The sequence below is a fragment of the Bacillus sp. FDAARGOS_1420 genome, from assembly GCF_019344915.1.
GTDB lineage: Bacteria > Bacillota > Bacilli > Bacillales > Bacillaceae_G > Bacillus_A > Bacillus_A mycoides.
In genome coordinates this window covers 819,957-846,149 of the sequence record NZ_JAHWJB010000002.1, presented here as the reverse complement: position 1 = coordinate 846,149, position 26,193 = coordinate 819,957, and the positions used below count along the sequence as shown (strand labels likewise).

Genomic DNA, 26,193 nt, shown 5'->3' with positions numbered 1-26,193 from the left:
AACTCCTATTTTGACGCCTTATAGCGATTTCGTCACTTTTACTCCGAAAAACCCATCTACATTTACAAGTTCTCCATACGCCACTAATACATCGTTCACATAAATTTGAATCGGTTCATCAATATCTTCATCAAGTACGACCGCTTCATTTTCTTGTAGACTTAAAATATCTTGAATTGTTCTCACTGTACTTCCAAATACAAATTTAACATTCATTTCTACATTTTGTAGAATAGATGTATCCATATATACTGGCTCAACTTGCTTGACTTCTTTATATTCAATTGGCTGTACGACTGGTGCAGGAATTTCTTCCTCTTCAACAACTTCCTCAACTATTTCTTCTTGCTCTTCCACCATCGGATATAGAAGTCTTCTAACCATTTCTTTCGCTTCTGATATCGGTAGTATTTGATACATCTTTGATTGAAGGAGATCACCAATTTCAAGATTAAAAGTAATTTGAACGAGTTCGTCAACTGCCATCGACTCTCCCAAATATTCCATTTCTTCTTTTAAAGAAACAAATTTAACGTCTGGTGGTGTCATATCCATTTTTTCTTTAAACATTTCTGACATCGCTGTTGCAGCATGCCCCATCATTTGGTTCATAATTTCTTTAATGCCACTTAACTCTAATTCACTTAGCTCTTTCTCCGGATCAATTTCACCCGTTCCCATCATCATTAAATCTACCATTGTTAAAGCAACATCTTTCGTAAATACGAATACATTCTCATTTTTTAGTCCTTCAACAAAATCGACATTTAAAATAACAAACGGAACCGGTACTCCTTCATAATGACGAACATTAATCGCCTCTACATTTGGTGTACTAATAGTGACAGGCTGATTTAAAAGCGTCGATAGTACTGTTGAAGCCGAACCGATTGAAATATTCGCAATTTCACCAAGCACATCTTTCTCTTCTTGTGTTAATTGCTCTTTTTCTACATGCTCTTCTACAACCTCAGTTTCCTGCACTTCCGCCGGCTCATCTATTTCTTCTTCCACACCACCAGATAATTGTAACAATTTATTTATCATTCGCTTCGCATGTTCAACTGAAACAACCTGTACAAGCTGAGAATTCACAAGATTATCTATTTTCAATTCAAACGATACTTTAACAACCATATTATTCCCATTAATACCAGAAATCTTCTCCATCTCTTCTGTAAGTTGCACAACTTTAATTGTTGGCGGAGACATGTCTACCGTATCTTGGAAGAATTCTGACATAGATGTTGCTGCGAATCCCATCATTTGATTCATAGCTTCTTGTACTGCACTTAGCTCTAATTCACCAAGCTCTTTTCCCTCTTCAACTTCACCTGTTCCCATCATCATTAAATCAGCAATAGATAAAGCAACATCTTGTTGAAGAACAAGAAGATTTTCCATATCTAATCCTTTTGTGAAATGGATATTTAATACAACATGTGGAATTTCAACATCACTTGTATCATATAAATCTACCAATTCTACTTGAGGAGCAGTAATACTTACTTGCCTATTTAAAATTGTTGATAATACAGTCGAAGCTGAACCAAATGATATATTAGCAATCTCACCAAGAATATCGCATTCTTGAGGCGTTAAATGTTCATTTTCTTTTTCTAGCACAATTGTGCCAGTATCCCCTTTTGTGTGTTGCTCAGGCATTTTTCCTGCCTCCTCATTTTTGTTTTTCTATCAAATGATTTAAACTCTCTATTACACTCGTTATATTTTACCAAACTTATCATCCGAATTGTGAACATGTATTTACTTCCACAATATGTGTAAACGACGGTTTTCATATACTTATATTATTAATTCTACCCAAAAAGCTCCCCAATTGTATACAAGTGGGGAGCTTCCTTCATTCCTATTATAAACCTTCTGGGTTTAAAATGAGGACCACTCGTCCATCACCGAGAATTGTCGCACCAGAGAAATAGTTAGAGCTCTCTGCAAAGAAATCACCTAATGACTTTAAAACTATTTCTCTTTGACCGATAATTGTGTTTACGATAAGTCCATAGCTACGATGTGTATTACGAACAATTAACACAGGAACCATTTGACTATCATATGATGCGAACGCCTCATCTACTGTTTTTTCACCAAATACAGTACTTAAATGTTTAACTTCAATAATTTGATTGCGATAGTTTAAAACGTCTTTCCCTTGTAACGATTGTATGTCTTCTTTCTTAATTCGAATGGCCTCAGCAATATTGCCAAGAGGCAAGGCATAACGCTTATCATTTGTTTGAACAAGCATTGATTGAATAATAGACAATGTTAAAGGAAGTTCAATTCTGAATGTACTTCCTTTTCCTTCTTCAGAATCAATAATTAAATGCCCACCTAAACTATGAATCGTATGTTTAACAACATCTAATCCAACCCCACGTCCAGAAAGGTCAGATACAACTTCCGCTGTACTAAATCCCGGTTGGAAGATAAGATCAAACACTTCACGATCCGTTAATTTATTTGCCTCTGATTCCGTTACAACACCATTTTTTATCGCTTTTTCTAATACTTTTCCTTTATGAATACCATTTCCATCCTCAGTAATTTGAATTACGACATGATTTCCACTATGAAACGCCTCTAATTTAATAGTACCTGTCTCATTTTTCCCGGCATCACGTCGGTTTTCGACAGTTTCAATACCATGATCAATTGCATTACGAATTAAATGAACGAGTGGATCACCAATTTCGTCAATAACAATTTTATCAACTTCAGTATCTTCACCTTTAATTTGTAAATCGATTTTTTTACCTAAATCTTTCGCTAACATACGTACCATACGCGGAAAACGATTGAAGACCGTTTCAATCGGTACCATACGCATATTTAATAATACATTTTGGATATCTTTTGAAATATCCCCTAATCGATTTAAATGCTCGATTAGCTCTTTATTTTGAATCGTTTCTGCTAATTCATCAATTCGTCCACGCTCAATTACACTTTCTTCAAACATATTCATTAATCTTTCGATTTTTTCTAACTGGACACGAATAGAACGATTCTCTACTTTAGCATTTTTCGTTTTTGTATTACTTTTAGCCGGTGTAGTACTAGCTGTTGGAGTTCGTGCCTCTAGAGATGGATCCAGCTGCGTTGCTGCAATAGATTGTACGATTCCTTCTTCAGCTATATTTCCTTGCTTCACTTCCACTTTCTCAATTTCAGAAACGTGAAGCACCACCTGTTTCAATTCTTCAACACTACGATCAGTATCCATATATACTGTAAACTCAAATCCAAAAGCATCCGCTTCGATTTCTTCAATGCTTGGAACCGTTTTTTGTATATCCCCTACATTTTGTAATGCTTCAATACACATAATGGCACGTACTGCTTTTAAAATGGCTTGTTGTTCGACGGTTATATATACTTCATGTGAAACTGTATCATCATTGTTTATACTACTTTGCTCTACTTGTTCCATAGAAGCTTCTACATTCCCATTTAATAATGCTTCTAATTTATGCTTTGTAGATACAACATCAATATTACCCATTCCGCCCTGCTGCACATCTGTAACCATCTTTTCTAAATTATCAATGCACTCAAAAATAACATCAATAATATTAGCATTCACCATCATATTTCCATGACGGATTTCGTCTAAAACATTTTCCATCTTATGAGTTAAATCTGCCATTTCCGCAAATTCCATACTCGCAGACATACCTTTAAATGTATGAGCTGAGCGGAATATTTCCCCTACAACACCCATATCGGCAGGATTCTGTTCTAAATTTAGCACATTTTCATTTAGCGACTGTAAATGCTCTTCTGCTTCTTCAAAAAATATATTTAATAGATCTGTTTGCATTTTAATCCCCTACCTGTCTAACAAACATTTCATTTATGTATAACAATTTAGTGTTTTATAACGAGAAAAAAGGGGGCCACACGTCTATCCGCTATCATTGATTTGATTCTTTGTGGCACCCCTTCTATATTAGCTATTTGCTACTTTTGTTAAAGCTTCGATAACACGATCGGCTTGGAATGGCTTTACAATAAAGTCTTTTGCCCCGCCTTTAATTGCATCTAATACCATACCTTGTTGTCCCATTGCAGAACAAATAACAACCTTTGCACTCGAATCAATTTTCATAATTTCTTTTAATGCTTCAAGTCCGTCCATTTCTGGCATAGTAATATCTAGTGTTACAATATCAGGTTGAAGTTCTTTATACTTTTGAATCGCTTCTACCCCATTCTCTGCTTCACCGATAACTTCAAATTCTGAATTACTTTTTAATAAGTTTTTAATCATTGTTCGCATAAACATCGCATCGTCTACAACTAAAATTTTATGTGCCATTCTTTTTGGTTCTCTCCCTCTATGTATAAATATATCTTAATATTTTACCTTATCATTCTCACTCATTATACAAAATAAAACGAGAAAATTTAATATTTTTTTAAAAGAATTTCTGTATTTTTATTATTTTATTAATAAAATGGAAATATATTATTCTTTAATATATATTACAACGCGCCGGTTTTTCTCCCAATTTTGCGGTGAATCATTTGATGCTACTGGTTTTGTGTCCGCATATCCTACCGCTGCTAATCGTTTATCATCTACATTATACACTTCAATTAAGTGGTGAATCATATTAGCTGCTCGTGCTGAAGATAATTCCCAGTTGGAAGGAAATTTTTCATTATGAATCGGTCTACTATCTGTATGTCCTTCTACAACAATTGGGTTTGGTACCGATTGAAAGAACCCTACTAATTGACTAATTACTTCTTTTGCTTCCGGCTTAACATTCGCATCACCTGTATCGAATATTAAGTTATCTACTATAACGATGCTAACACCTGTATCTTCTCGATATACATTCACTTGACTAACACCATTATTATCTACATATGCTTTTAACTTTTTATACAATTCATCCATTCGTTTTTTTGAAACTGCTTTTTCATCATTTTTTTCATGTGAAATATCTGGTATTGTACCTTCCATTACTTTCGCATCCACTTGTTCTGCATCACTAAACTTTTCAAGCATCTTCGATAATTTTACTGTATCTTGTTTTGATGTAGCAACTAATAGTACAAAAAAAGTCAATAACAACATCGTTAAATCAGTAAAAGTCGTCATCCAACGAGGCGATCCTTTTTGCGGTCGTTTTATCATCACCATACCACTCCTTGAAATATTAGGCTGCTCGTTTTTCTTTTTTTATCTTCGTTTCATATACGTATGTATCAAGTTTTAACTTTAACTTAGAAGGAATTTGTCCTCGGTAAAGCTCTGTGATTGCTTCTATTACAAACTTCTTCTCTGTATACAAATCTTCAATGCCACGATACACTTTTTCAGATAACGGTATTGCAATCATGTTTGCAATAACAGATCCATACAATGTCGTCAACATAGCAACTGCCATTCCTGTACCAATTTGCGATGTATCTTGCAAGTTTTGAAGCATAATAATAAGACCAATTAAAGTTCCTATCATACCCCACGCTGGAGCGAAATCACCAATCTTATCTAATAATGTTGCTCCTTTTCTTAACTCATATACTTCTGTTTCAACATCTCTCATTAATACTTCTTTTAATTCTGCTTCATCATATCCACTTAACATTAAACGAATCCCCTTTTGAATAAAAGGATTGTCTACTTGCTCTCCATCAACTTCTAACGAGAGTAAACCATGTTTTTTAGACTTCTTTGAAAAATCAACGAACAAATCCGTTAACTGTTCTAGATTTTCCTCTCTTCTATGTAAAACAGTAAAAATACTTTTCGTATATTTTTTGATTTCTCCAAATCTATATGCCACAATAATTGTCGCTGTTGTTCCCCCTATAACGATCAAAATAGATGAAACATCTAAGAAATTTTTAAAAGCTTTTATTCCACCACCGCCAAGCATGATCGCTGCAATTAAAATAACGAAACCTACTACAATGCCAAAGGGGCTAGAAATATCAAACTTCCTTTTTTTCCTTTGCGGTCTAGCTAATCCTTGATTTTCGTCTCCCATATTCCTGCCCTTCCTTTTTCGTTTTCGTAAAACATTTTTTTATTTTAATAATGCGTTTTCACATATAACAATCATTATACGCGTATCATCTATTTATCGCAATATACTCATTAAATTGACACATTTCATTTCTATATTAGAATTATAGTATGGAAATATGAGGAGGATCACGATGGAACATAACATTTTACAAGTCATTGCATTAGCAGAAAAACTAAAATATGAAATGCGACATAGTTGGCTTTCTAACGGTCGTCAGGAAAGTGTTGCTGAACATACGTGGCGTATGTCCCTAATGGCTATCTTAGTTGAGCCTTATTTGGATCAAAAAGTAAATATAGAAAAATTACTTAAAATGGTTATTATTCATGACCTTGTCGAAGCTGAAGCTGGTGATATTCCTGCCTTTGATACGATGAATAGCCGTGAATTACAATTACAAAAACAAAAAAATGAGCATAAGGCTATTTTAAATATTAAACGTACACTAGAAGGTTCTCTTGGCGTGGAATTATACGATTTATGGATGGAGTTCGAAGCGAAAGAAACGTATGAAGCAAAAGTTGCTAACGCACTTGATAAACTTGAAGTGAAAATTCAGCATAACGAAGCTGATATTGATACTTGGTTACCAATTGAGCATAAAATGACTTTCCAAGTTGGTAAACATACAGATTTTGACTCTTTCTTATCTAAATTACAAAAAATCATTGAACAAGACGGAGAAAAAAAATTACTCGCTGCCGGCATTGACGTTGAAGCATGCAAACAGTAACCATTTAATTATGAAATAAGACACTCAAAATGAGTGTCTTATTTCATAATTGTTGATATTGCCTGCTTATAAATAAGTTGTTGTTTTCCATCTACTAATATTAATACTGTAAATCTATCTACTCCAACTACTTCCCCTACTATTCTTACTCCGCTCTTTAAAAATATAGTAACTGCACCTTTTTCTTCTTTTATTTGTTTATACAACTCTTCTTGTAAATGTTCCAATAACTGTTCTCTCCTTTATAAGTAAATAATCCTAATATAAAAAATTAAAGATTAATCACTTATATACTTTGTCTTTTATATTCATAAACTTATTAATTAGTATATCTAAATCTCGACTAAATAACAAAACTTTATCATGATCTAATCCATGCCTAGCAACAAGTTGAATTAACTCTTTCTTTTTGTGTTCTATTTTATTGTGTAATTGTCCCATCTCCATCTCTATACTAAAACTCCCTTTTCCCATAATATTACTTGTAAAATTATAGTACATTTCCACTCATAAAAAAATAAAAAAATGGCTTTTTTTACAAATTTTATATTTATGAAAAGAAATTTTAATGTAATTGTAAGTTAGATCCCCCTTTCATTTGCAATACATTCACCTAGTATACACTTCCATATTGTTTTACCATTTTAAAAAAAGCGCTATGAAACAAAGTAAATATCACATTTAAATCCGATCACAGGCTCTTGTCTAATTAGAAGTAAGACTTGCTCCTTTTCTAAATAAAAACATATCTTATAAAGTAATCCATTAGTTATATAGATTAATTTCCTAAAAAGGAGGAAAAAACATGAGCTTTGGTGGTAGTTGCGCTGGTTTCGGCGGTGGATTTGCTTTACTCATCGTGCTATTCATCCTTCTAATCATTATCGGATGTAGCTGTTGGGGTGGCGGAGGCGGATATTAAGATACAATATCCTGTTCGTTAAACTCTAAATGAATGAAATATGTTAACTAAAAACTATACGAAAACAGCTCATATTTGAGCTGTTTTTTCATACTTTCGTATGAATTTATGTCCATCTTTTTTGTGATTTCAACTAACAAGAAATCGTTTACTATGGAATAAGAAACATTTTTACTAAGGAGGATTATAATGATTAAAGGTCTTTATGAATCACATTTACCTGTCTGTAATTTAGAAATTTCGATACCTTTTTATGAATCACTGGGGTTAAAATTATATAAAAGAGACAAAGATATCGCCTTCTTTTGGATTGTAGAAAATGAAAGTTGGATTGGTCTTTGGGAAGGAAAAGAATACAAAGTCAATTATCACCCATCCTTACGACATATCGCTTTCCAAGTAAGCTTACACGATTTAGAAAACGCAATACACTGGCTCAAACAGAAAGGAATTCCAGCGCGAAAAGACTTTGGAATGAAGCCAATTGAGCCTATCGTTTTTCCAGAATTAGCACACGCCTCCGTATATTTTAACGATCCTGATGGAAATAGTTTAGAATTCATTGCACAATTACCTGTTGGACTACCTAAAGCAGAGAAAATGTATTTAAGTGAATGGAAAAAGCATGTACAAACATCGCCAATAGATAGGGATTAATTTTTATATCAGTGCAATCAGTTTCTTATTCCACACTTCTTAGAACAAATAAAAACTTTAAAAAACTATTTTATGGTCAAACATTAAGTGTACTTGGGGATTGGTTTCATACTGTTGCTTTATTAACACTCGTCTATAGCATAACAGAATCTTCATTTATGTTAGCACTCACCTTTATGAGCAAAGGGTTACCTCAACTTCTTCTGAGCCCATTCATAGGCGGAATTGTAGACCGTTTTTCAAAAAAGAAAATTATGATTTTTACCGATATTTTACGAGGAATTATCGTCCTCACTTATTTATTAGCATTCTACAAAATTGAAATTATTTTCGTTTCTAATATATGCTTATCAGTACTCTCTTGCTTATTCGAGCCTGCTAAGCAATCAACTCTAAAAAATATCGTACATCAAAAGCATTTCGTAACCGCTAACTCTCTTTCTAGTACAATCAATGGTTTTATGTCTACTATGGGAGCTCCTTTAGGTGGGCTCATTGCACAATCTTTAAGTATCGAGATTGCCTTTTTTATTAATAGCCTATCATACTTTATTTCAGCCTATATTATTTATAAAATGAGTATTCCTGCTCGTGATACTTTTACCACGAAAAAAGCATTTTTTACTGATATAAAAGATGGTTATACATACATATTACAAAGCAAAATTATTTTAACATTAATTCTTGTCGGCATTTCATGGAGCATTATTGGAGGTGCCTATCAGTTACTTCTAACAATCTATGCCGAAAGAATCTTCCACACTAACATTGGCATTTTATATATAGTTCAAGGGGCTGGACTTATGATTGGCAGTCTCCTCGTTAATCTTTATATGTCTAAAAATGAAGACAACATGAAAAGATCATTTGGCTTGGCCTATTTACTACAAGGAATTTTCTTTCTCGGATTCATTCTATCCGATCAACTTATTATCGGTATCATTACTCTATTTTGTATGCGCATAGCAGGAGGAATCATCGTTCCACTTGATACGACATTGCTTCAAACTTACACGAAGGAAAATATGATGGGTAAAGTCTTTTCATTCCATTATTCCATTTACGGATCTCTTATTCAGTTATCTATGTTTATTACAGGATGGCCTTTAGAAATCCTTTCTCCTCAAGTAATTGGTAGCTTGTTAGCTATATGCTGTATTTTTGTTAGTTTTATATGGCTTTTCTTGTTTTATCGCGGTGAGTTTGGTGAAGAATCTATTGATAATCAATAGATTCTTCACCAAACTTTATTTGATCTCATTTATTAGCGCTGCGTAACAATACAATTATTTGAAAATGTCAACCATATTCGTTAATGGGCCCTATACGTGAATGCTATTTGAGAAGAAACTAAGTTTTTATGTTAAAATAAAAATAAGATTGTGAAACATTGCACTTATGCTATAGGCTCAAAATAGCTAAATTCGATTTTCATGGTATTAAAATATTTATTGTATTTGATTAAATAGGAGGGCTATTTTGGAGATTACATTAAGTTTCATATGTATTATATTGGTGGCTTCTGTTTTGCAAACAAGTACAGGTTTTGGCTTTTCCATAATGGCAACACCTTTTTTACTAATGTTATTCTTACCACAAGAAGCTATACAAATTAATATTATTTTATCATTAGTTATTTCAATATCACTCATTTGGAAAATAAGAATGGACATTGACTTTATTCTACTGAAAAGGTTAACTATTGGAAGTATAGTTGGTGTTCCTTTTGGTATTTTAATTTTCATTTCCATTAACATCAACACATTTAAATTAGCAATTAGCATCCTGCTCTTACTATTAACGTTGATGCTAATATGCAACTTTAAGATTAAATCAACAAAATCTAGAGATTTCTTAGTGGGTGGATTATCCGGTCTTTTAACGACAAGTATCGGTATGCCAGGACCACCCCTGTTACTTTACTTTACAGGAACTGATACGAAAAAAGAGAAGTTGAGAGCAACTACTTTGGCTTTTTATCTGTTTATATATTTCATTAGTCTCATAACTCAAATACTCTTTACTGGCACAAACAAAACAATTTGGGAATCAAGTTTTTATGCAATTCCAATCGTATTTCTAGGTTTGTTTATAGGTCAAATTATCTTCAAATGGCTTAATCAACGGATTTTTAAAATATTTACGTATATCCTTTTAAGTTGCACGGGGGGGTATCTTCTTATTGAAAGTTTGAACTTGTTATAGAGGCTGCTTTAGATAGTGCACAATAATAGATAGGTTCAAACGAAATTATTGCTGCATTTTCAAGTGCGGTGGGGCATTCTATATCAAAACTTAAATAACTTTATTGGCAGTTTACAATTAGCAATAATCGTTCTTTCGTAAGACAAATATTTTAAATCGAATACTAAATAAAACGATAAAAAGCGGCTATTATGCCGCTTTTTACATTAAATATTTTATAAAGCAAAGACCTGCACTTACTATCACGAATATATTAAAAAATAAGAAAAACCCTTTTTCAAAATCTGTATACTTTTCTACTTTTACTCCACGTTTTTTTAACTCCATAACTATCATTGCAACTTCACGTGCATACTCAATACTTCCAAATTGTATATGAGTGTTATTATATTTGATCTCAAAGACATTTTCCATTTTTTTATGTTGTGAAATAGATTGTATATCCTCTATTGGCATGCTATGCTCATTTGTTTTTTTAAAATAACAATCTAATCCTTTCATGATTACTCTTTTATTTGTTAAAACGATATAATAATAAAAAGTAGCTCCTACGTAATATATATTTGGTATTACTTTATTATTTGTCATATATCCTTCGTCTACTAATAGTTCCTTCTCAATTTCTTCACCAGTTTGTAATTCGTTCCTAATTGATTCTTCTAACATTTGTAAAGTTATTTTTTTTAGTAGATCTCCATTTCTCACATAATACTTACCTATATTGATAGACTCATTCGCCTCTTTTTCTAAACGTACAATTTCTTCATCTGAATATTGGAGCTCATTTAACATCGACAATAATCTTTTATCCATATTACACACTCCCTTTCCACAGTTTTTGAAGTTTTTTCTTCCCACGAGAAATTCGATTGTATATATAATCAGCCGTTACTTTTAATTCTTTTGCAATATCGTCAATGGAATACCCATCAATATACCTCTTTAAAAAGATATATCGATCCTCCGTATTTAAATCTTGTACGATTTCCATAATCTCTTCTTCTTGTTCTATTTCATACCTATCATGGATACCTGTATCTAATTCTACATCTTTATCGATTTTATTCTCTTTATATACTTTCTTTTTATATTCCAATGCCTTTAATTTAGTAATACCAATCATCCAAGATTTTAAGTTGCCCTTTTCTATATCAAATTGGTCGATATTAAACCAAATGACAGTAAATACATCATTATAACAATCATCCACATATTGTTTTTCAATAGGGGTACTTAATGATTTATGAATAATGTACAAAATTAATTTTCCATATTGATCAATCACTTCTTTCAAAGCATCTTGATCGCATTTTTTCATAGCTATAATTAAATCCTCTTCAGAATCGAAAATCATAAACATCATCCTTCCTCAGTTCCCCTTTAGCAGCTGCTTTTACTTACTATTGGCATTTCATTCTCATTTTCTATCACTTTTGTAAAAATTTATTAATTTTTATTTTCATTTTATATAATAACAAATAAAAACCGAAGTTGAGAAAGCGAGTCTCGCTTTCTTAGCTTCGGTTTTGCATGTGATGTTATAGCTTAAGCTAACATCTCAGGTTTGTCCTTTTTACTCATTTCTTATTTAATCCTTTTTCATTTAAAAACTCTTTCATATGAATTCTTTTCTCTTTGGACATAAATGAGCTCATTGATTCCGTCCATGTTACGTTTTTTTGATTTGACGATCTTTCTTTGTAATACGCACTCATCGTTTCATCATATTCGTTTAATAATTCATCATATTTCTTTTCATCGTATCCATTTTCATGAAGAACTGCTGCTACTGGTAAACGTGGTTTAACTCCATGTTCTTCATCTGGTACACCAACTGTCATTCCGAATACCGGATATACTTTATCCGGTAAATGAAGCAATTCACTCACTTCTCTCGGGTTATTACGAATACCACCAATATAACAAATGCCGTATCCTAAAGATTCAGCTGCAAGTGCTAAGTTTTGTGCAAATAATGAGGCATCTACTGTTGCTACAATAAAGTCCTCTACTCCCTCATGTTTAATTTCTGTTCCATGTTTCTCACATGCAGTTTCTAAACGTTTTAAATCCGCACAGCATACAAAGAATGCTGCGCAGTCTTTCACATGACGATTCCCGGATAATTCAGCTAGTTTAGCCTTTAGTTCCTGATCTGTTACATATATAAGAGAATACGCCTGTACAAAATGTGAGGAAGCTGCATGCTGCGCAGCTTGCACCATTCTTTCTACTATCTCTTTTGAAATTGGTTCTTCTTTATATTTACGAACTGAAACGTGTTGCTCCATTTTATGTATCATCTCATTCATGAAAATCACTCCTTTTTTCTCTTCATAATGAAAAATTACCATATCTTTTTCATTATTCACAACTTATAAGCACAAAAAGAGCAATTCTTTTCGAATTGCTCTTTTTTTAATGTTTATTAATACGGTATATGAAATTATATCGACGTTTTGGCAAATAACGTCGAATTAATATACTGTTATACAATTCTTGTTAAGCTGCTTTCAACACTTTAATACCTTTTACGATATTCCAAATGAAGTAATAAATCCCTACAAGAATGAACACTGCATATGTGATCATCATTCCAATTCCAGCACCATCAGATTGATTGAAGCTTAAACCGTATACGCCCGACACTGCTAATCCTCCAAATAAAATTGCGTATGGGAAAACATGTGACCAAAATGCTTTTTTTGCGTGGTATTTCACTTCATCTTCCGCAACGAAGTACACGATAATTGGTAGTAAAAATGGTGCAAAAAAGATACTAAAGTAACATAACGAAGATAAAATATTATTTCCTTTCATCCGATTCACCTCTAAAGTTTTTTGTTACCTTCATTATGTCAGGAAACCTTTCCAGAAACTATCGCTTTACCTTTCATGAACATGACATTTTTGTAAGATTTCCCTCGAAATAAATCCCGCCTCAAATTTCGGACGGGATTACTTTAACTATATTCGATTCATAAACCAATATTGCGTAATCGCTAAATATTCTCGTACATTTGATGGAATGATAATTGGCTTCGGTGTTTTGGCCGGAAGCCCTTCTAATTGCAAACCTTGTTTTGCAGCTATTTTTTTCGCTCTAAACATATGGAAATCGTTTGTTACGATCATACCTTTTTTCATATTGGCTGGAATTAACGGTTTTGAGAATTTAATATTTTCATCTGTGCTCGTCGACTTATCTTCCATTATAATGCGGTCTTCTGCAATATTTTGTTTCATTAATCCTTGTTTCATCGCTAATGCTTCTGTAATATCTTCACCTTTTCCTTGGCCTCCAGATACAATAGCAATTGTTTTATCATGTAATTTTAAATACTCAGCTGCTTTATCAATACGATATTGCAATGAATAAGAAGGTTTTGTTCCATTTACTTTCGATCCTAGTACAATTATATAATCCGCATCATCAATCGCATTCATATGCCCATGCTTATAAATGTTATATTGTAAAAACCCCACATATACGGCGCAAATCATTATAACAACTAAAATATATTTGATTATTTTCTTCTTTCTCATATCCATATACCCCTATTCCATTTACTTCCCTCATCATAATATCCATTTATTCGTTTGTATACAGACAAATTCCAATTAAGCCTAATTTATCCTCCAAAAGGTAATATTTCTATTAATTTCGGGAATAGTAAGTACAACTTCGCACGAAGGAGTGTCCCTATTGCTTCTCTTTTTATGTAACGTATCATTCTTTTTTATCTTATTTTTACTATCACTTAAGCTACTTGGTAAATCTGCATTAGCACAACTAACTCCTCATGATTTTGGGGCTATTATCTTTTTATCTTATTTAGCTTTTCAAGCCATACCAGTCGCTGGTGCTTTACAAGCATTTCTCGGTATGGTCGTTATTACATGTTTGCATTTGCTTCTTACAAAATTAAGCCTACTCAACAAACTAAATCGTTTTATTCTCGGACACCCCATTATTTTAATTAAACATGGTGATATTATTTTTGAGAACTTACAAAAAAGTAGATATCCGATCCCTGAATTGCTTTCTAACCTTCGCGTCGCAGGATATCCAAGTGTTCATGAAATTGAGTATGCGATATTAGAAGCGAATGGAGCTATTAGTATTTTACCAAAAAGAGAACTTGTGCCTCTGACTCCAAAAGATATGAATATAGATGTTAAGTATGCAGGCTTACCAATTGCTCTTATCGTTGATTCACAAATTCAATACGATAACTTAAAATTAATCCATAAAAATGAAAAGTGGTTACATGCAGAGTTAATGGAGAAAGGCGTTACAAATATTAAAAATGTGGCTTTCGCTTCTGTTCAGGAGACAGATGGATCTTTTGCGATTAGTTTAAAAGAATAAAAAAATTCCCTTGACTTGTTCAAGGGAATTTTCTTCACTATATTGCTTCCTTCTCTCTCGCCATGTTTAACGGAACAGGATGTTTCATGCGATTCATCGTAAATACGATAATTGCTGTCAATACTTCCGCTACTGGCATAACGAGCCAAATTCCAGTTATACCAAATACTTTTGGCATAATCCATAACAATGGGATAACAAATAGTAAACCTCGGCTCATTATTATAAGTACTGATTTTTTCGTTTGCCGCACTGATTGGAAGTATTCTCCATATACAATGTTATAGCCTAAAAATACATATTGAATAAAGAATAAACTAATACCTGTTAACGTTAACTCCAGTAGTTCTGGCGATTGAACATCAAATAAACCAATAATATATTTCCCGAAGAATAAACCGATGACAATTGCAATACCTCCGAGTACTACCGCAATTTTTACAGCGAACTGCAATCCTTCACGTAATCTTTCTGATAAATTTGCACCGTAATGGAAACTAGCGATTGGTTGTAACGCTGCACCAACACCGAAGAATAATAGTAATGTCATTGCATGAATACTATTCACCATCGCATAAGAAGCTACACCTAGTTCTCCTGCATATTGAACGAACGCAATGTTAAAACCGATCGTTACGATTGCAACTGTACTTTCTGCTGTAAAACTTGGGAAACCGATCACCATAATTTGTTTAACCGTATCCCATTCAAAATGGAATTTCGTCCACTTTAAAACACTATTTTTTCTAAAGAAGTGAGTTAATAATACAAGGAAACCAATTGCTGCCGAAAGAATAGTCGCTGAAGCAGCACCAGTTACACCCCATCCAAAGATGAAAATAAAAATATAGTCGAACACTATATTTAATACAGCCGTTACAACAAGACCTGCCATTGCTAAATTAGGATTTCCGTCATTTCGTATAAATGTACTTAAAATATTTTCTAAAACGTATATCATTCCAAATGTTAATAACACCTGTAAATAGTCTAATGCGTATGGTAAAATCACTTCATTCGCACCAAATAAATATGCTAAATCTTCTATTCTCCATAAGCAAATAGCCGCTAAAACGCCAACGATAACAACTGCTACTGTCATAGATTGAGTAAAGATAGACCTTGCTCTTTCCAGTTTATTTTCACCTAGTGCAATGGAATATAGCGTTGCTCCGCCCATTCCAATCCATAATGAAATAGAGAAGAAAATTGAAAATGCTGGAATAGCTACGTTTACTCCGGCTAAACCGTTCGCTCCAACTCCTCTACTAATCATGACTGCATCAATCACAATATTAACCGACATTAATACCATCCCAAGAACAGCTGGTATTAAATACGTAATAAATAAACTTTTAATTGGTTTTTCTCTTAATTTTTCTGTTGTTTCCATCATATAAATGCTCCTTTTTCAATGCTCTGTTCACAGTTTAAACCTTCAAGTTACTTGAAGGTCAATAGAGAATCGAAAAATATATAAGCCTATTTTTTTACAACAGGTATTTGAATTTCCGTTACTTGCTCCTTCGGATTTTCTGTTACGGACCAATCAATTAATGCAAGTTCCAATGCATCTCCCCACACTTCATATCCTTCGTTATCAATGTGCTTTAATAATTCCGTATACGTTGCGTCTGTTTCTTCATATGGTCCATGATGATAAGAACAGGCAAATATCCCTTCTTTTATTTCATCTGAAGTATGCGCTTCAAAAGGCATGTAATCCAATAAAATAAACACACTGTTATATGCTTGAAACTCATTTTGCATTAATGCTTTTTTTGAAACTGTTACACCGATATCACCTGAAAATAAACTATTATCAATTTGCTTCATATTTTTTTGCAACGAATGGATATAATATTCAAACATATCATCCGTTGTATTTGGTGCAACTGCAATTGCTGTAATTTTTCGTTTCGGTATCTTTTTATAAATAATTTGATTTGCTTCAGATTTCGTCGCTTTCTTCATTAAATGGATTTTATGTTCCATTTTTGCCAAAGCATACTCGATTTCTCTTTGTTTTTTCAGCATCATTTCTTGTTGTTTTTCAAGTAAATTCAGCGCATAAGATGGATTTCGTTCATCAATATATTTCTTTATTTCCTTTAACGGGATGTTCAATTGGCGTAAAAATTTAATCGTATCTAATAGTGAAAACTGATCAATTGTGTAATAACGATAATTGGTTTGAGGGTCAACAATTGACGGATGAAAAATCCCTTTTTCATCATAATAACGTAATGTAGATTCCGCTATATTATGCATTTTCGCCATTTCCCCAATTGTAAAACGTTGATTTAATAACATTTTTCTTTCTCCATTCATTATATGTAAACTTTATTACTTCCTATTATATATCTATATCCCCCGTTTCTAAAACGAATCCTCTCATGAAAATCTGCTATTTTTTCATTGATTTTTAATAAATTTTATTATATATTAATTACAGGTTCAAATTACAAGTTCAAAAGAACTCGTAAATAGACCCTTTGTTTAATGGATCTTTACATATTATCATTAGGCAAATTCCGAGAAATCGTATGATAAAAATAAAAAATGATGAGGAGAGGATCAAATGGAATTCGAATTTTTCTTTCAAATTGCACTTATCTTATTAAGTACAAAGCTTGCTGGTGACCTTAGTGTTAGATTAGGTCAACCTTCTGTACTCGGTAAATTAATTGTTGGTATCGTTATCGGTCCAGCTATATTCGGATGGATTGAAAATTCAGAGCTTCTAACACAATTAAGTAATGTCGGAGTTATTCTTTTAATGTTTATGGCAGGACTTGAAACAGACTTAGAAGAATTAAACGCAAATCGTAATTCTTCTTTAGCTGTTGCACTTGGAGGTATCGTTCTTCCATTCGTAGGTGGTTACGTTGCCGGCCTTGTTGTCGGTATGGAACAAGGGAATGCTGTCTTTTTAGGATTACTTCTATGTGCAACAAGTGTTAGTATTTCCGTTCAAACACTTCGTGATTTAGGTAAAATGAAAACACGTGAAAGTACGACGATGCTTGGAGCCGCTGTATTTGATGACATTCTTGTTGTTATTTTATTAGCATTTGCAATGAGCTTCTTAGGCACAGATGACGTTAACTTAACAATGATTATCTTGAAGAAAGTAGTATTCTTTGCTTCTATCATTTTAATTGGCTGGAAAGGTGTTCCAGCAATCATGCGTTGGTTATCACCACTTCGCGTATCTGAGTCTATCGTTAGTGCTGCGCTTATCATCTGTTTCTCATTCGCATACTTCGGCGAACTATTAGGAATTGCTGGTATTATCGGTGCTTTCGCAGCTGGTATCGCTATTTCTCAAACGAACTACAAACATGAAGTAGAAAAGAAAGTAGAACCAATTGCTTACGCTATGTTCGTTCCAGTGTTCTTCGTAAGTATCGGTATGAACATTACATTTGACGGTATTGGCGATCAAATTTGGTTCATCCTAGCATTAACAGTAATCGCTGTATTAACGAAATTAATCGGTTGTGGCTTAGGTGCACGAATGACTGGATTTGACGCTAAGTCTTCTGCAATTATCGGTGCTGGTATGGTTTCTCGTGGTGAAGTTGCACTTATCATCGCAGGAACAGGACTTTCTTCTGGCCTATTAGCACAAGATTACTTTACAGCAATCGTTATCGTAGTTATTTTAACAACGATGATTACACCACCAATGTTAAAATACACTTTTGGTGCAAAAGATAAAGCAATGAAAGCAAGTAAATAAGTTTACTATAATAAAAGGAGATTGCTATCTTAAAAGATAGCAATCTCCTTTTTCATTTTCGCTTTAAACAATTCCATTCGTTTTTAACCATTTTTCAAAAATGGAGCGTGCTTCTTCATCATCGATATCATTACTAAATGAATACACCTTAATGCCATAATCATCTATATATTCACCTAGCTTCATTTCCTCCACTTTTTTGTAAAAATCATCTACCTCATAGTGTGGAATGTAGGCATCCCAAATTGGTTCATTTATTCTTTTATACGCTGTCACTTCTAAATCATATCCGTCTTCATAATAACCAATGTGATAATGTTTGTTAGGATCATATTTCTCCATTAAAAGCTCCTCCTAATAAAAGCGAGCCTTATATTACAGCTCGCTCCTTTCGTTCTATTTATTAAATACGTTCCATCGCTGTCTTCACCGTTCCAACAACAAAGGCAATTTCTTCACTTGAAATCACAAGTGGCGGTGCCAATGTTAAAACGTTATTATACCCCGCTGTTGTCATACCGTTACGCCCAATAATAAGTCCTTTTTCTTTACAAGCATTTACAACACTTGCAATTTTGTCGTTATCAATTGGTTCTTTCGTCGCTTTATCATTTACTAGTTCGATTCCAACTAATAGCCCTTTCCCTCTAATATTACCAACAAGTGGATGTTCTCCGATTTCTTCTTTTAATTGATTTAATAAAAGCGAACCCATTTGTGCAGAGCGCTCAATTAAATTTTCATTTTCCATAATCTCTAAGTTTTTAAGCGCTAATGCACAAGCCGCTGGATTTCCACCAAATGTATTAATATGGCGGAAGAATTCATATTCTCCTGTTCCTTTAAATGCCTCATAAATTTCTTTTTTTACAGCTGTTGCTGATAATGGTAAATATGCGCTCGTAATACCTTTTGCCATCGTAACGATATCAGGCTTAACGTCATAGTTCATAAACCCAAATGCTTTTCCTGTACGCCCGAAACCACAAATAACTTCATCACTTATAAGTAGTGCTCCGTGTTTTTGACACGTTTCATGAACAGCTTTCATATAGTCTTTTGGCGGCATTAAAATGCCTCCGCCCGTAATAATTGGTTCCATAATAAAAGCTGCTATCGTTTCACTTAATTCCCATGTCATAACGCGATCTACTTCTTTTACACATTCTACATCATAAATATTTTGCGATTCCATTTCTGGCATGCGGTAACAATCTGGAGGCGTTACGTGTAAAAAACCTGAAGCAAATGGCTCATATTGGTATCTACGCTGTGCTTGGCCAGTTGCCGCCATCGTTGCCATTGTGTTTCCGTGATAACCACGATAACGTGACATAAATTTATAACGATGCGGTTCACCTTTTTGAGCATAGTATTGCCTTGCTATTTTAAAAGCTGTTTCGTTCGCTTCCGAACCACTATTAGAGAAGAATATAACATACTCTCCTCCAAGCCACTCGTTTAACTTTTCAGCGAGCTTAATTGCTGGTTCATGTGATTGTGACATCGGAAAGTACGATAATGTTTGCAATTGCTTATAAGCTGCCTCTGCGAGCTCTTTTCTTCCATACCCACTATTTACACACCAAAGGCCACTCATACCGTCTAAGTATCTTTTCCCCTGTATATCTTCAACCCAGCACCCTTCTGCTTTCGCCCCTACCATTGTACTACTCGGGCTAAAGGGACGCATTCCGTGCCACACATATTGCTCATCTTTTGCTAATAATTCATCGGTTTGTTTTGTCTTCATCATTTCTTCCACCTTCCATAACAACTTATTTTTCACAAAGCTGCGCTGGTGCCATGATGAGTTAAATTTCTCCCTGCCTATTTTCATTCCACAAAATTAAGACAAATCCTACTTACAAATCAGTATTATTTACAATAAAATGACAAAAGAAAAAGGAGCTTTTCTTATATATCGAAAAGCCCCTCTTTTTTAATGCGAAGATGCATCACTAATACCATGACCAGTATTAGATTTCACAAGAATTTCATCAAATTTCGCTGCATCTTCTTTCTTACTAGAGAAAACAGTTCCTAAATATGCTGCAAGGAATCCAAGCGGAATTGAAATAATTCCAGGTGTCGTATATGGGAAAATCGCTTCCCCAACAAATATAGCTTTTCCAGCTACTGGGTTCCAAACGTTTGGACTTAACGCTACGAGAACAATCGCTGATACAAGACCAACAATCATACCAGAAATTGCTCCTGTTGTATTAAAACGCTTCCAATAGATTGTAAATAATATAACCGGTAAGTTTGCACTCGCTGCAACTGCAAATGCTAGTGATACTAAAAATGCTACGTTTAATGTTTGAGCAAATAAAGCAAGTATAATAGATACTATCGCCACCCCAATAGACGCATAACGCGCCATTGACACTTGCTCTTTTTCCGTTGATTTTCCTTTACGGATAATCTCATTATAAAAATCATGCGCGAATGCTGATGCTGCTGTTAACACAAGCCCTGCTACTACAGCTAAAATAGTTGCAAAAGCAATTGCTGATACGAAAGCAAATAAGAAATCTCCTCCTAATGCTTTTGCTAATAAAGGTGCTGCCATATTACCAGCAGGGTTTGCTTTAATAATCGCCTCATTTCCTACAAACGCTGCCGCTCCAAACCCTAAGAAAATTGTCATAATATAAAACGCGCCAATTAACCACGTCGCATATACAACAGATTGACGTGCAGTTTTTGCATCACGTACTGTAAAAAAGCGGACAAGAATATGTGGTAATCCCGCTGTACCAAGGACTAGTCCCAAATTTAAAGAAAGTGTATCAAGACCATCCTTATACTTTACTCCTGGATTTAAAAACGAATCTTTTAATGGAGTAGCTGTTTTCATGTGAGCGAACATTTCAGTCACACTGAAATTAAATTTGGAGAAAACGATAACAGAAATAATAAATGTCCCTGCCATAAGTAGTACAGCCTTTACAATTTGAACCCAGCTCGTAGCTGTCATTCCTCCAAAAATAACATACACAGTCATAAGTGTACCTACGATTAATACAGATGTTGTATATTCAATACCTAATAATAGTTTAATAAGTGCACCCGCACCAACTAATTGTGCAATCATATAAAAAATTGAAATCGTCATCGTATTAAGCGCTGCTATACCACGAACTTTTTTCGCATCAAAACGTGCCGCAATCATATCCGCTAACGTGTACTTCCCTAAATTTCTAAGCGGTTCTGCGACAAGATATAGAACAACTAAATAAGCAACTAAAAAGCCGATACTATAAAAGAACCCATCAAACCCAGTTAACGCTATCGCTCCGGCTATACCAAGAAATGACGCAGCAGACATGTAATCCCCAGCAATAGCCAGACCATTTTGCCAGCCAGTTAATCCACTAAAGGTCTTATTAAGCAAAAACGAAAAATGATTATGTCAGTATATTCTTTCTATCATTCGCAAGATCTAATTTAAAGTAATTTCACATACATTTTCTATTAACAACCCCAAGCTCAACTGCTGGGGATTGCGATTTTTAAAATATCCATAAATTGAATTTTATGTACTTCGTTGAATGTACTTACTAAAATTCTACCTCTTTCTGGTTCAAGCTTATCAACTTGGCCTTTTATAATTTCAGGCTCTCTATACTTTCTATATACGGTAAACACTAATTCAGTATCATCCTGTACTGCAAACTGAATCAATTCAGCCGCTTCCTGTTGATCGAATTCATCCATATACGGTCTTGATTCTTTTGAACTACTCTTCTTCTTTTTTGTTGGTTTCGCATTTGCTGTTGACATATGATTTCACCTCATTATGTATTTTTTAAGCATATTGCTAGTTCTTCCTTACCTTATCAACCGATAGTATATTAGCTAATTTCAGCGTTCTGACTTGTTGCTTTTGCATACAATACACCAATACACGATCTTCATATATCTTTCTAACAATCGCTGTCCTTTGAGAGAAATCTCCTGAATCTTTTAAGTAAATTAATTCGATAGGTATTTTTTGATCGAGTGAACATTTAAGTAGCTGATTCATGTGATAGCCTCCAACAAGAACGTTTGTTTGCATTAAATTATAGCACGTACATTCCGTTTGTAAAGTTTTTCTAAGGAAAATTTACGTAATTCCAGGGAAATAATATGACATCATATAGCATTGTTTTTGTGTTTTCTCGCATATTCATTTCATTCAAACACTAATAACCCTTATAGCTATGGAGGTTAGCTTCCAGCAACGTAGTTTGAGAGTATATATCTTCCCCTCGCTTGAATATTATTTTTATGGTATCTTAATAGCGAGCTGTTGTTTGTATTGTATATGCAATATGTATTGGAAGACAAAATTTCTTATTAGTAACACAGGAAATGGCGCTCGAAAGGGTACCTTTTCTTATTAACGGACCTTTAGCTCAGCTGGTTAGAGCAGACGGCTCATAACCGTCCTGTCGTAGGTTCGAGTCCTACAAGGTCCATTTCGATATTTGTGAAATATGTGAAATATTATGATATAATCAATTTACCATCACACCGTCTTAGTCGCTTCAAACTTCTAAGACCTAAAGCCCATTGTCACATCATTGCAATGGGCTTTTTCATGTGAAAAATAAATACCACTGGCACTCAAACATTATAGTCCTCCTATAGTAAACAAAATAAAAGAACCGACCTTCAATCTTATTCACTTTACATTTTTAGAGATATTCACGTGAATTCAGTCAAAAAGTCTATCTCCCCTCCTCTTCTCTAATGAAGTTCCATCTATACCCACCGAATCCTTCTATGCTTTACACTTGATAATAAATTTAAAAGGTGTAACATGGTAACGGATGGTAATATTTCCTATAAACGAAAGGCGGAAGATATAATGACTGACTTACAAAATTATTTTCTCTCCAGATTACAGATGTCTCCAAAGGAAGACATACAATTTAACGATTTACATGAAATCCTTTTACAAATGGGGCGCCTGTTACCTTATGAGAATATTGATGTTATGGAAGGCGGCTTTCGAGAGATTTCTAGAACAAATATCCAAGATAAACTACTACTAAACAATCGCGGCGGGCTATGCTATGAACTCAATTCTTTATTATTTTATTTTTTATATGATTGCGGATTTGACGTCTATCGAGTAGCTGGGACTGTCTATGATTTAAACGGCGATAAGTGGAAACCGGATGATGGCCATGTGATTATCATTTTAAGACACGAAGGACAAAAATATATTATTGATGGGGGATTTGCCTCACATCTCCCTTTACATCCTGTTCCATTTAACGACGAAGTCATCTCTTCTCAAACAGGAAAATATCGCATCCGTAAACAAGATACCGAAAAAGGAACCTATCTATTAGAAATGCGAAAAGGTGAAAACGGAGAAACTGCTCAATTCCTTGGATCTGAACCATCGGATACATGGCGTACTGGATATGCATTTACATTAGATGAAATAGATACAAACAAAGTAAATGATATACAAGATATCATTGTACATCATCCTGAGTCCCCCTTTAATAAAGGACATATTATCTGTAAATTAACTGAAAGTGGGCATGTTTCACTTACAAGACAAAACTTTACCAAAACCCACAAAGGACAAAAAATAAAACGATCCATAACAGAAGAAGAGTACCATCAGATTCTTACAGAGGTATTTGATATCGTTCCACACAAATACTGTGGAACAGCCTTAGAAAGAGGCTAGCCCCATAGGCAAATAAATAATGCAATCATGCATACTCCCCTGAAATACACCACATACATAATAAATGTGGTAAACTATTACTTATAAACACGCTCTATGAGATAAATAAGATTGTATCTCTCCAATCTTTTATGTATTTATGCCAACCTTTCTATTTTATAGAGCGTGTTTACATCCATAATACGGATAGTTTTATCATGAATTACGATGGTTCAAGTCCAAAAAGCAAAGGTACTCATAAGGAGGACCTTTGCTTTTTTCATAAAAAAAGGCTCCATAATAGGAGCACACAAATTAAATGAATTAAAACAAATAACAGACATTTTCAATATATAGACTAACAGAATGGATGTCAAACTATTTTAAAAAGAGCGCAAAATAACTTCCGATACAAAACGATAATTATGTGGGCGGATTGTGGGGGAGATTCCTGGCTTAATTGGAGGGCGGATAAAGTTTGCACTTCAGATGATTTCTACATGTTGTCTCTCCTCGGCTCCGTTACTATAAGGAGGCTATCTGTAAAATATATCATACTGCCCCTAATGAACATATTTTTTCTCCTTAGGCCTAATATTAGTGTGGAATTCATGAATCGAACAAGCTACATATTATTCTCAAAAGCATTTATTACTTCTTCCCAAGTAAGTAATTTATTCAATCTTCTCGTATGATGTAAGCTGATTTTGTAACGCTGTATAATTAATTAAATTTGCACTGGACATAATTACAGTTCCTTTTGATGCTAAGCGGTGTGAAATAGAGTTTATCACACCGCTTAGTTGTTCCTTCTCAATCGGATGTGATAAAAGAATGATATGAAACCTTTTCCCAGGAAACACCTCCTGTAAATTATCATACTGAATACATGCAGTAGGTGCTACTCTATTTGAAATAGAAGCAGCTTGTTGATTACTCTCTACACCGTATACATCAGCAACTGCATATCGTCTTTTCATCTCTAACAATGTTGCGCCACACCCAGCCCCAACCTGAAGTATATTCACTTTATCCACTTCATATCGATCTGCAACTTCCAATAAATCATACTGAATATATAAATCCGCAGAAGAAAATCCCCATTTATCATAAAATTTTCGATCATTTTCATTTAAAATCATTGAAAATTTAGAGACATCTTCTTTCCACGACATACTTCCATAATGATGAATAAACGTATCTCTACATAAATATAATTTATATCCTTTTTCAAACATTCGTAATGATAAATCATCATCTTCATAATTTCCTGGTGTAAATCGTTCATCCAGCAATCCTATTTCATCCAAAACTGTTTTCTTGATAAGCATGCAAAAACCTATTAATTTCATACGTTCTTCCCACTTATTTTCATCACTTTGATTATATAAGCTCGCAAATTCTTGCATTTCTTGAATACCCCCGTAGCAAGTGTGAATTGTGCTATAATAAGATGCGTTATTCGTTACAGGGCCTACGGCTGCTGTATTTTCTTTTGCATATAAACACTTCAGTAAGTTTGTGAGCCACTGTTCCGTTACAATTACATCATTATTTAATAATAAAATATTTTCACCCTTTGCTGTGCTGATTCCTTGATTGCATCCTCGCGGAAAACCCATATTCTCTAAATTTTTTATGAGCGTAATATCAGGCTGCTTTTGTAGCCACTCTACCGTACCATCCATTGACGCATTATCAACTACAATTAATTCATATTCTTCTTGTACTGTATATTTTCTAATACTATGGATACATTCTTTTGTATACTGTAATTGATTATGAGTTAGTATAATTATGCTCGTGAGCAC

27 protein-coding genes, 1 tRNA gene and 1 pseudogene are annotated in these 26,193 nt (G+C 33.9%); 9 read left to right on the top strand and 20 right to left on the bottom strand.

What is annotated here, in order from left to right:
* Positions 1 to 18: 18 nt before the first annotated feature.
* The 5 genes from I6L50_RS14710 to I6L50_RS14690 form a co-directional block, all read right to left on the bottom strand.
* Complete coding sequence (locus I6L50_RS14710; protein ID WP_219301902.1) at positions 19 to 1,665, bottom strand: flagellar motor switch protein; 1,647 nt, start codon at positions 1,663 to 1,665, stop codon at positions 19 to 21.
* Positions 1,666 to 1,873: 208 nt separating this feature from the next.
* Positions 1,874 to 3,844 carry a chemotaxis protein CheA gene (locus I6L50_RS14705; RefSeq protein WP_219301901.1) on the bottom strand — a complete coding sequence of 657 codons (1,971 nt, stop codon included), beginning with the start codon at positions 3,842 to 3,844 and terminating at the stop codon, positions 1,874 to 1,876.
* 129 nt (positions 3,845 to 3,973) lie between these two features.
* Entirely contained in the window at positions 3,974 to 4,342 is a 369-nt protein-coding gene (locus tag I6L50_RS14700) for a response regulator (protein ID WP_000940577.1), read from the bottom strand.
* Between the two features lie 150 nt (positions 4,343 to 4,492).
* The gene (locus I6L50_RS14695; protein WP_002012067.1) at positions 4,493 to 5,170 is read right to left on the bottom strand and encodes an OmpA family protein; all 678 of its coding nucleotides are present in this window, start codon (positions 5,168 to 5,170) and stop codon (positions 4,493 to 4,495) included.
* Positions 5,171 to 5,192: 22 nt separating this feature from the next.
* Positions 5,193 to 6,026: a flagellar motor protein MotP gene (locus I6L50_RS14690; RefSeq protein WP_002012069.1), complete on the bottom strand. Its 834-nt coding sequence runs from the start codon at positions 6,024 to 6,026 to the stop codon at positions 5,193 to 5,195.
* 172 nt (positions 6,027 to 6,198) lie between these two features.
* Between I6L50_RS14690 and I6L50_RS14685 the strand changes: the two genes are divergently transcribed.
* A complete protein-coding gene (locus I6L50_RS14685; protein WP_219301900.1) occupies positions 6,199 to 6,801 on the top strand; it encodes an HD domain-containing protein in 603 nt (200 codons plus the stop codon).
* 38 nt (positions 6,802 to 6,839) lie between these two features.
* On the opposite strand, the gene hfq is transcribed toward I6L50_RS14685, so the two are convergent.
* Entirely contained in the window at positions 6,840 to 7,028 is a 189-nt protein-coding gene (hfq, locus tag I6L50_RS14680; RefSeq protein WP_002012071.1) for an RNA chaperone Hfq, read from the bottom strand.
* 55 nt (positions 7,029 to 7,083) lie between these two features.
* Positions 7,084 to 7,302 carry an aspartyl-phosphate phosphatase Spo0E family protein gene (locus I6L50_RS14675; protein WP_033658168.1) on the bottom strand — a complete coding sequence of 73 codons (219 nt, stop codon included), beginning with the start codon at positions 7,300 to 7,302 and terminating at the stop codon, positions 7,084 to 7,086.
* Between the two features lie 304 nt (positions 7,303 to 7,606).
* Between I6L50_RS14675 and I6L50_RS14670 the strand changes: the two genes are divergently transcribed.
* From I6L50_RS14670 to I6L50_RS14655, 4 genes are all read left to right on the top strand, one after another.
* The gene (locus I6L50_RS14670; RefSeq protein WP_002149182.1) at positions 7,607 to 7,723 is read left to right on the top strand and encodes a YjcZ family sporulation protein; all 117 of its coding nucleotides are present in this window, start codon (positions 7,607 to 7,609) and stop codon (positions 7,721 to 7,723) included.
* A 189-nt stretch (positions 7,724 to 7,912) separates the two neighbouring features.
* Positions 7,913 to 8,380, top strand: coding sequence for a VOC family protein (locus I6L50_RS14665; RefSeq protein ID WP_219301899.1), 468 nt, complete (start codon positions 7,913 to 7,915; stop codon positions 8,378 to 8,380).
* 5 nt (positions 8,381 to 8,385) lie between these two features.
* Positions 8,386 to 9,612, top strand: coding sequence for an MFS transporter (locus tag I6L50_RS14660; RefSeq protein ID WP_219303704.1), 1,227 nt, complete (start codon positions 8,386 to 8,388; stop codon positions 9,610 to 9,612).
* A 247-nt stretch (positions 9,613 to 9,859) separates the two neighbouring features.
* Positions 9,860 to 10,585, top strand: a complete 726-nt coding sequence (locus I6L50_RS14655) for a sulfite exporter TauE/SafE family protein (protein WP_219301898.1) — start codon at positions 9,860 to 9,862, stop codon at positions 10,583 to 10,585.
* A gap of 201 nt (positions 10,586 to 10,786) precedes the next feature.
* Here I6L50_RS14655 and I6L50_RS14650 read toward each other — a convergent pair whose 3' ends face one another.
* From I6L50_RS14650 to I6L50_RS14630, 5 genes are all read right to left on the bottom strand, one after another.
* Entirely contained in the window at positions 10,787 to 11,398 is a 612-nt protein-coding gene (locus I6L50_RS14650; RefSeq protein ID WP_219301897.1) for a PH domain-containing protein, read from the bottom strand.
* A 1-nt stretch (position 11,399) separates the two neighbouring features.
* Complete coding sequence (locus I6L50_RS14645; RefSeq protein WP_219303703.1) at positions 11,400 to 11,945, bottom strand: sigma-70 family RNA polymerase sigma factor; 546 nt, start codon at positions 11,943 to 11,945, stop codon at positions 11,400 to 11,402.
* A 217-nt stretch (positions 11,946 to 12,162) separates the two neighbouring features.
* A complete protein-coding gene (nfsA, locus tag I6L50_RS14640) occupies positions 12,163 to 12,897 on the bottom strand; it encodes an oxygen-insensitive NADPH nitroreductase (protein WP_113938441.1) in 735 nt (244 codons plus the stop codon).
* Between the two features lie 190 nt (positions 12,898 to 13,087).
* Positions 13,088 to 13,405 (bottom strand): magnetosome magnetite crystal formation protein family, encoded by a 318-nt coding sequence (locus I6L50_RS14635; protein WP_002064599.1) that lies wholly within the window; start codon positions 13,403 to 13,405, stop codon positions 13,088 to 13,090.
* Between the two features lie 147 nt (positions 13,406 to 13,552).
* On the bottom strand, positions 13,553 to 14,089 hold the full coding sequence (locus I6L50_RS14630) for a YdcF family protein (protein ID WP_307897079.1): 537 nt from the start codon (positions 14,087 to 14,089) through the stop codon (positions 13,553 to 13,555).
* A gap of 202 nt (positions 14,090 to 14,291) precedes the next feature.
* Between I6L50_RS14630 and I6L50_RS14625 the strand changes: the two genes are divergently transcribed.
* Positions 14,292 to 14,957, top strand: a complete 666-nt coding sequence (locus I6L50_RS14625) for a DUF421 domain-containing protein (RefSeq protein ID WP_219301895.1) — start codon at positions 14,292 to 14,294, stop codon at positions 14,955 to 14,957.
* Between the two features lie 37 nt (positions 14,958 to 14,994).
* On the opposite strand, the gene I6L50_RS14620 is transcribed toward I6L50_RS14625, so the two are convergent.
* Positions 14,995 to 16,350, bottom strand: coding sequence for an MATE family efflux transporter (locus I6L50_RS14620; RefSeq protein WP_219303702.1), 1,356 nt, complete (start codon positions 16,348 to 16,350; stop codon positions 14,995 to 14,997).
* 89 nt (positions 16,351 to 16,439) lie between these two features.
* Positions 16,440 to 17,270, bottom strand: coding sequence for a MerR family transcriptional regulator (locus I6L50_RS14615; protein WP_088030914.1), 831 nt, complete (start codon positions 17,268 to 17,270; stop codon positions 16,440 to 16,442).
* 268 nt (positions 17,271 to 17,538) lie between these two features.
* Here I6L50_RS14615 and I6L50_RS14610 point away from each other — a divergent pair, with 268 nt between their 5' ends.
* A complete protein-coding gene (locus tag I6L50_RS14610) occupies positions 17,539 to 18,702 on the top strand; it encodes a cation:proton antiporter (protein ID WP_219301894.1) in 1,164 nt (387 codons plus the stop codon).
* Positions 18,703 to 18,765: 63 nt separating this feature from the next.
* Here I6L50_RS14610 and I6L50_RS14605 read toward each other — a convergent pair whose 3' ends face one another.
* The 5 genes and pseudogenes from I6L50_RS14605 to I6L50_RS14585 all read right to left on the bottom strand — a co-directional run bounded on the left by I6L50_RS14605 (position 18,766) and on the right by I6L50_RS14585 (position 22,735).
* Complete coding sequence (locus tag I6L50_RS14605) at positions 18,766 to 19,044, bottom strand: DUF3986 family protein (protein WP_137076490.1); 279 nt, start codon at positions 19,042 to 19,044, stop codon at positions 18,766 to 18,768.
* A gap of 61 nt (positions 19,045 to 19,105) precedes the next feature.
* Positions 19,106 to 20,455, bottom strand: a complete 1,350-nt coding sequence (locus I6L50_RS14600) for an aspartate aminotransferase family protein (protein ID WP_219301893.1) — start codon at positions 20,453 to 20,455, stop codon at positions 19,106 to 19,108.
* 189 nt (positions 20,456 to 20,644) lie between these two features.
* Positions 20,645 to 22,081: pseudogene (locus I6L50_RS14595) on the bottom strand (solute symporter family protein); the annotation flags it as partial.
* A gap of 116 nt (positions 22,082 to 22,197) precedes the next feature.
* Positions 22,198 to 22,491, bottom strand: coding sequence for a YolD-like family protein (locus I6L50_RS14590; RefSeq protein ID WP_219301892.1), 294 nt, complete (start codon positions 22,489 to 22,491; stop codon positions 22,198 to 22,200).
* Between the two features lie 37 nt (positions 22,492 to 22,528).
* Positions 22,529 to 22,735 (bottom strand): hypothetical protein, encoded by a 207-nt coding sequence (locus tag I6L50_RS14585; protein ID WP_219301891.1) that lies wholly within the window; start codon positions 22,733 to 22,735, stop codon positions 22,529 to 22,531.
* A gap of 362 nt (positions 22,736 to 23,097) precedes the next feature.
* On the opposite strand from I6L50_RS14585, the gene I6L50_RS14580 reads away from it, so the two are divergent.
* Both I6L50_RS14580 and I6L50_RS14575 read left to right on the top strand, forming a co-directional pair.
* Positions 23,098 to 23,171: transfer RNA gene (locus I6L50_RS14580), tRNA-Ile, on the top strand.
* A gap of 389 nt (positions 23,172 to 23,560) precedes the next feature.
* Entirely contained in the window at positions 23,561 to 24,403 is an 843-nt protein-coding gene (locus tag I6L50_RS14575; protein WP_219303701.1) for an arylamine N-acetyltransferase family protein, read from the top strand.
* 653 nt (positions 24,404 to 25,056) lie between these two features.
* Here I6L50_RS14575 and I6L50_RS14570 read toward each other — a convergent pair.
* Positions 25,057 to 26,193, bottom strand: a complete 1,137-nt coding sequence (locus I6L50_RS14570) for a glycosyltransferase family 2 protein (RefSeq protein ID WP_219301890.1) — start codon at positions 26,191 to 26,193, stop codon at positions 25,057 to 25,059.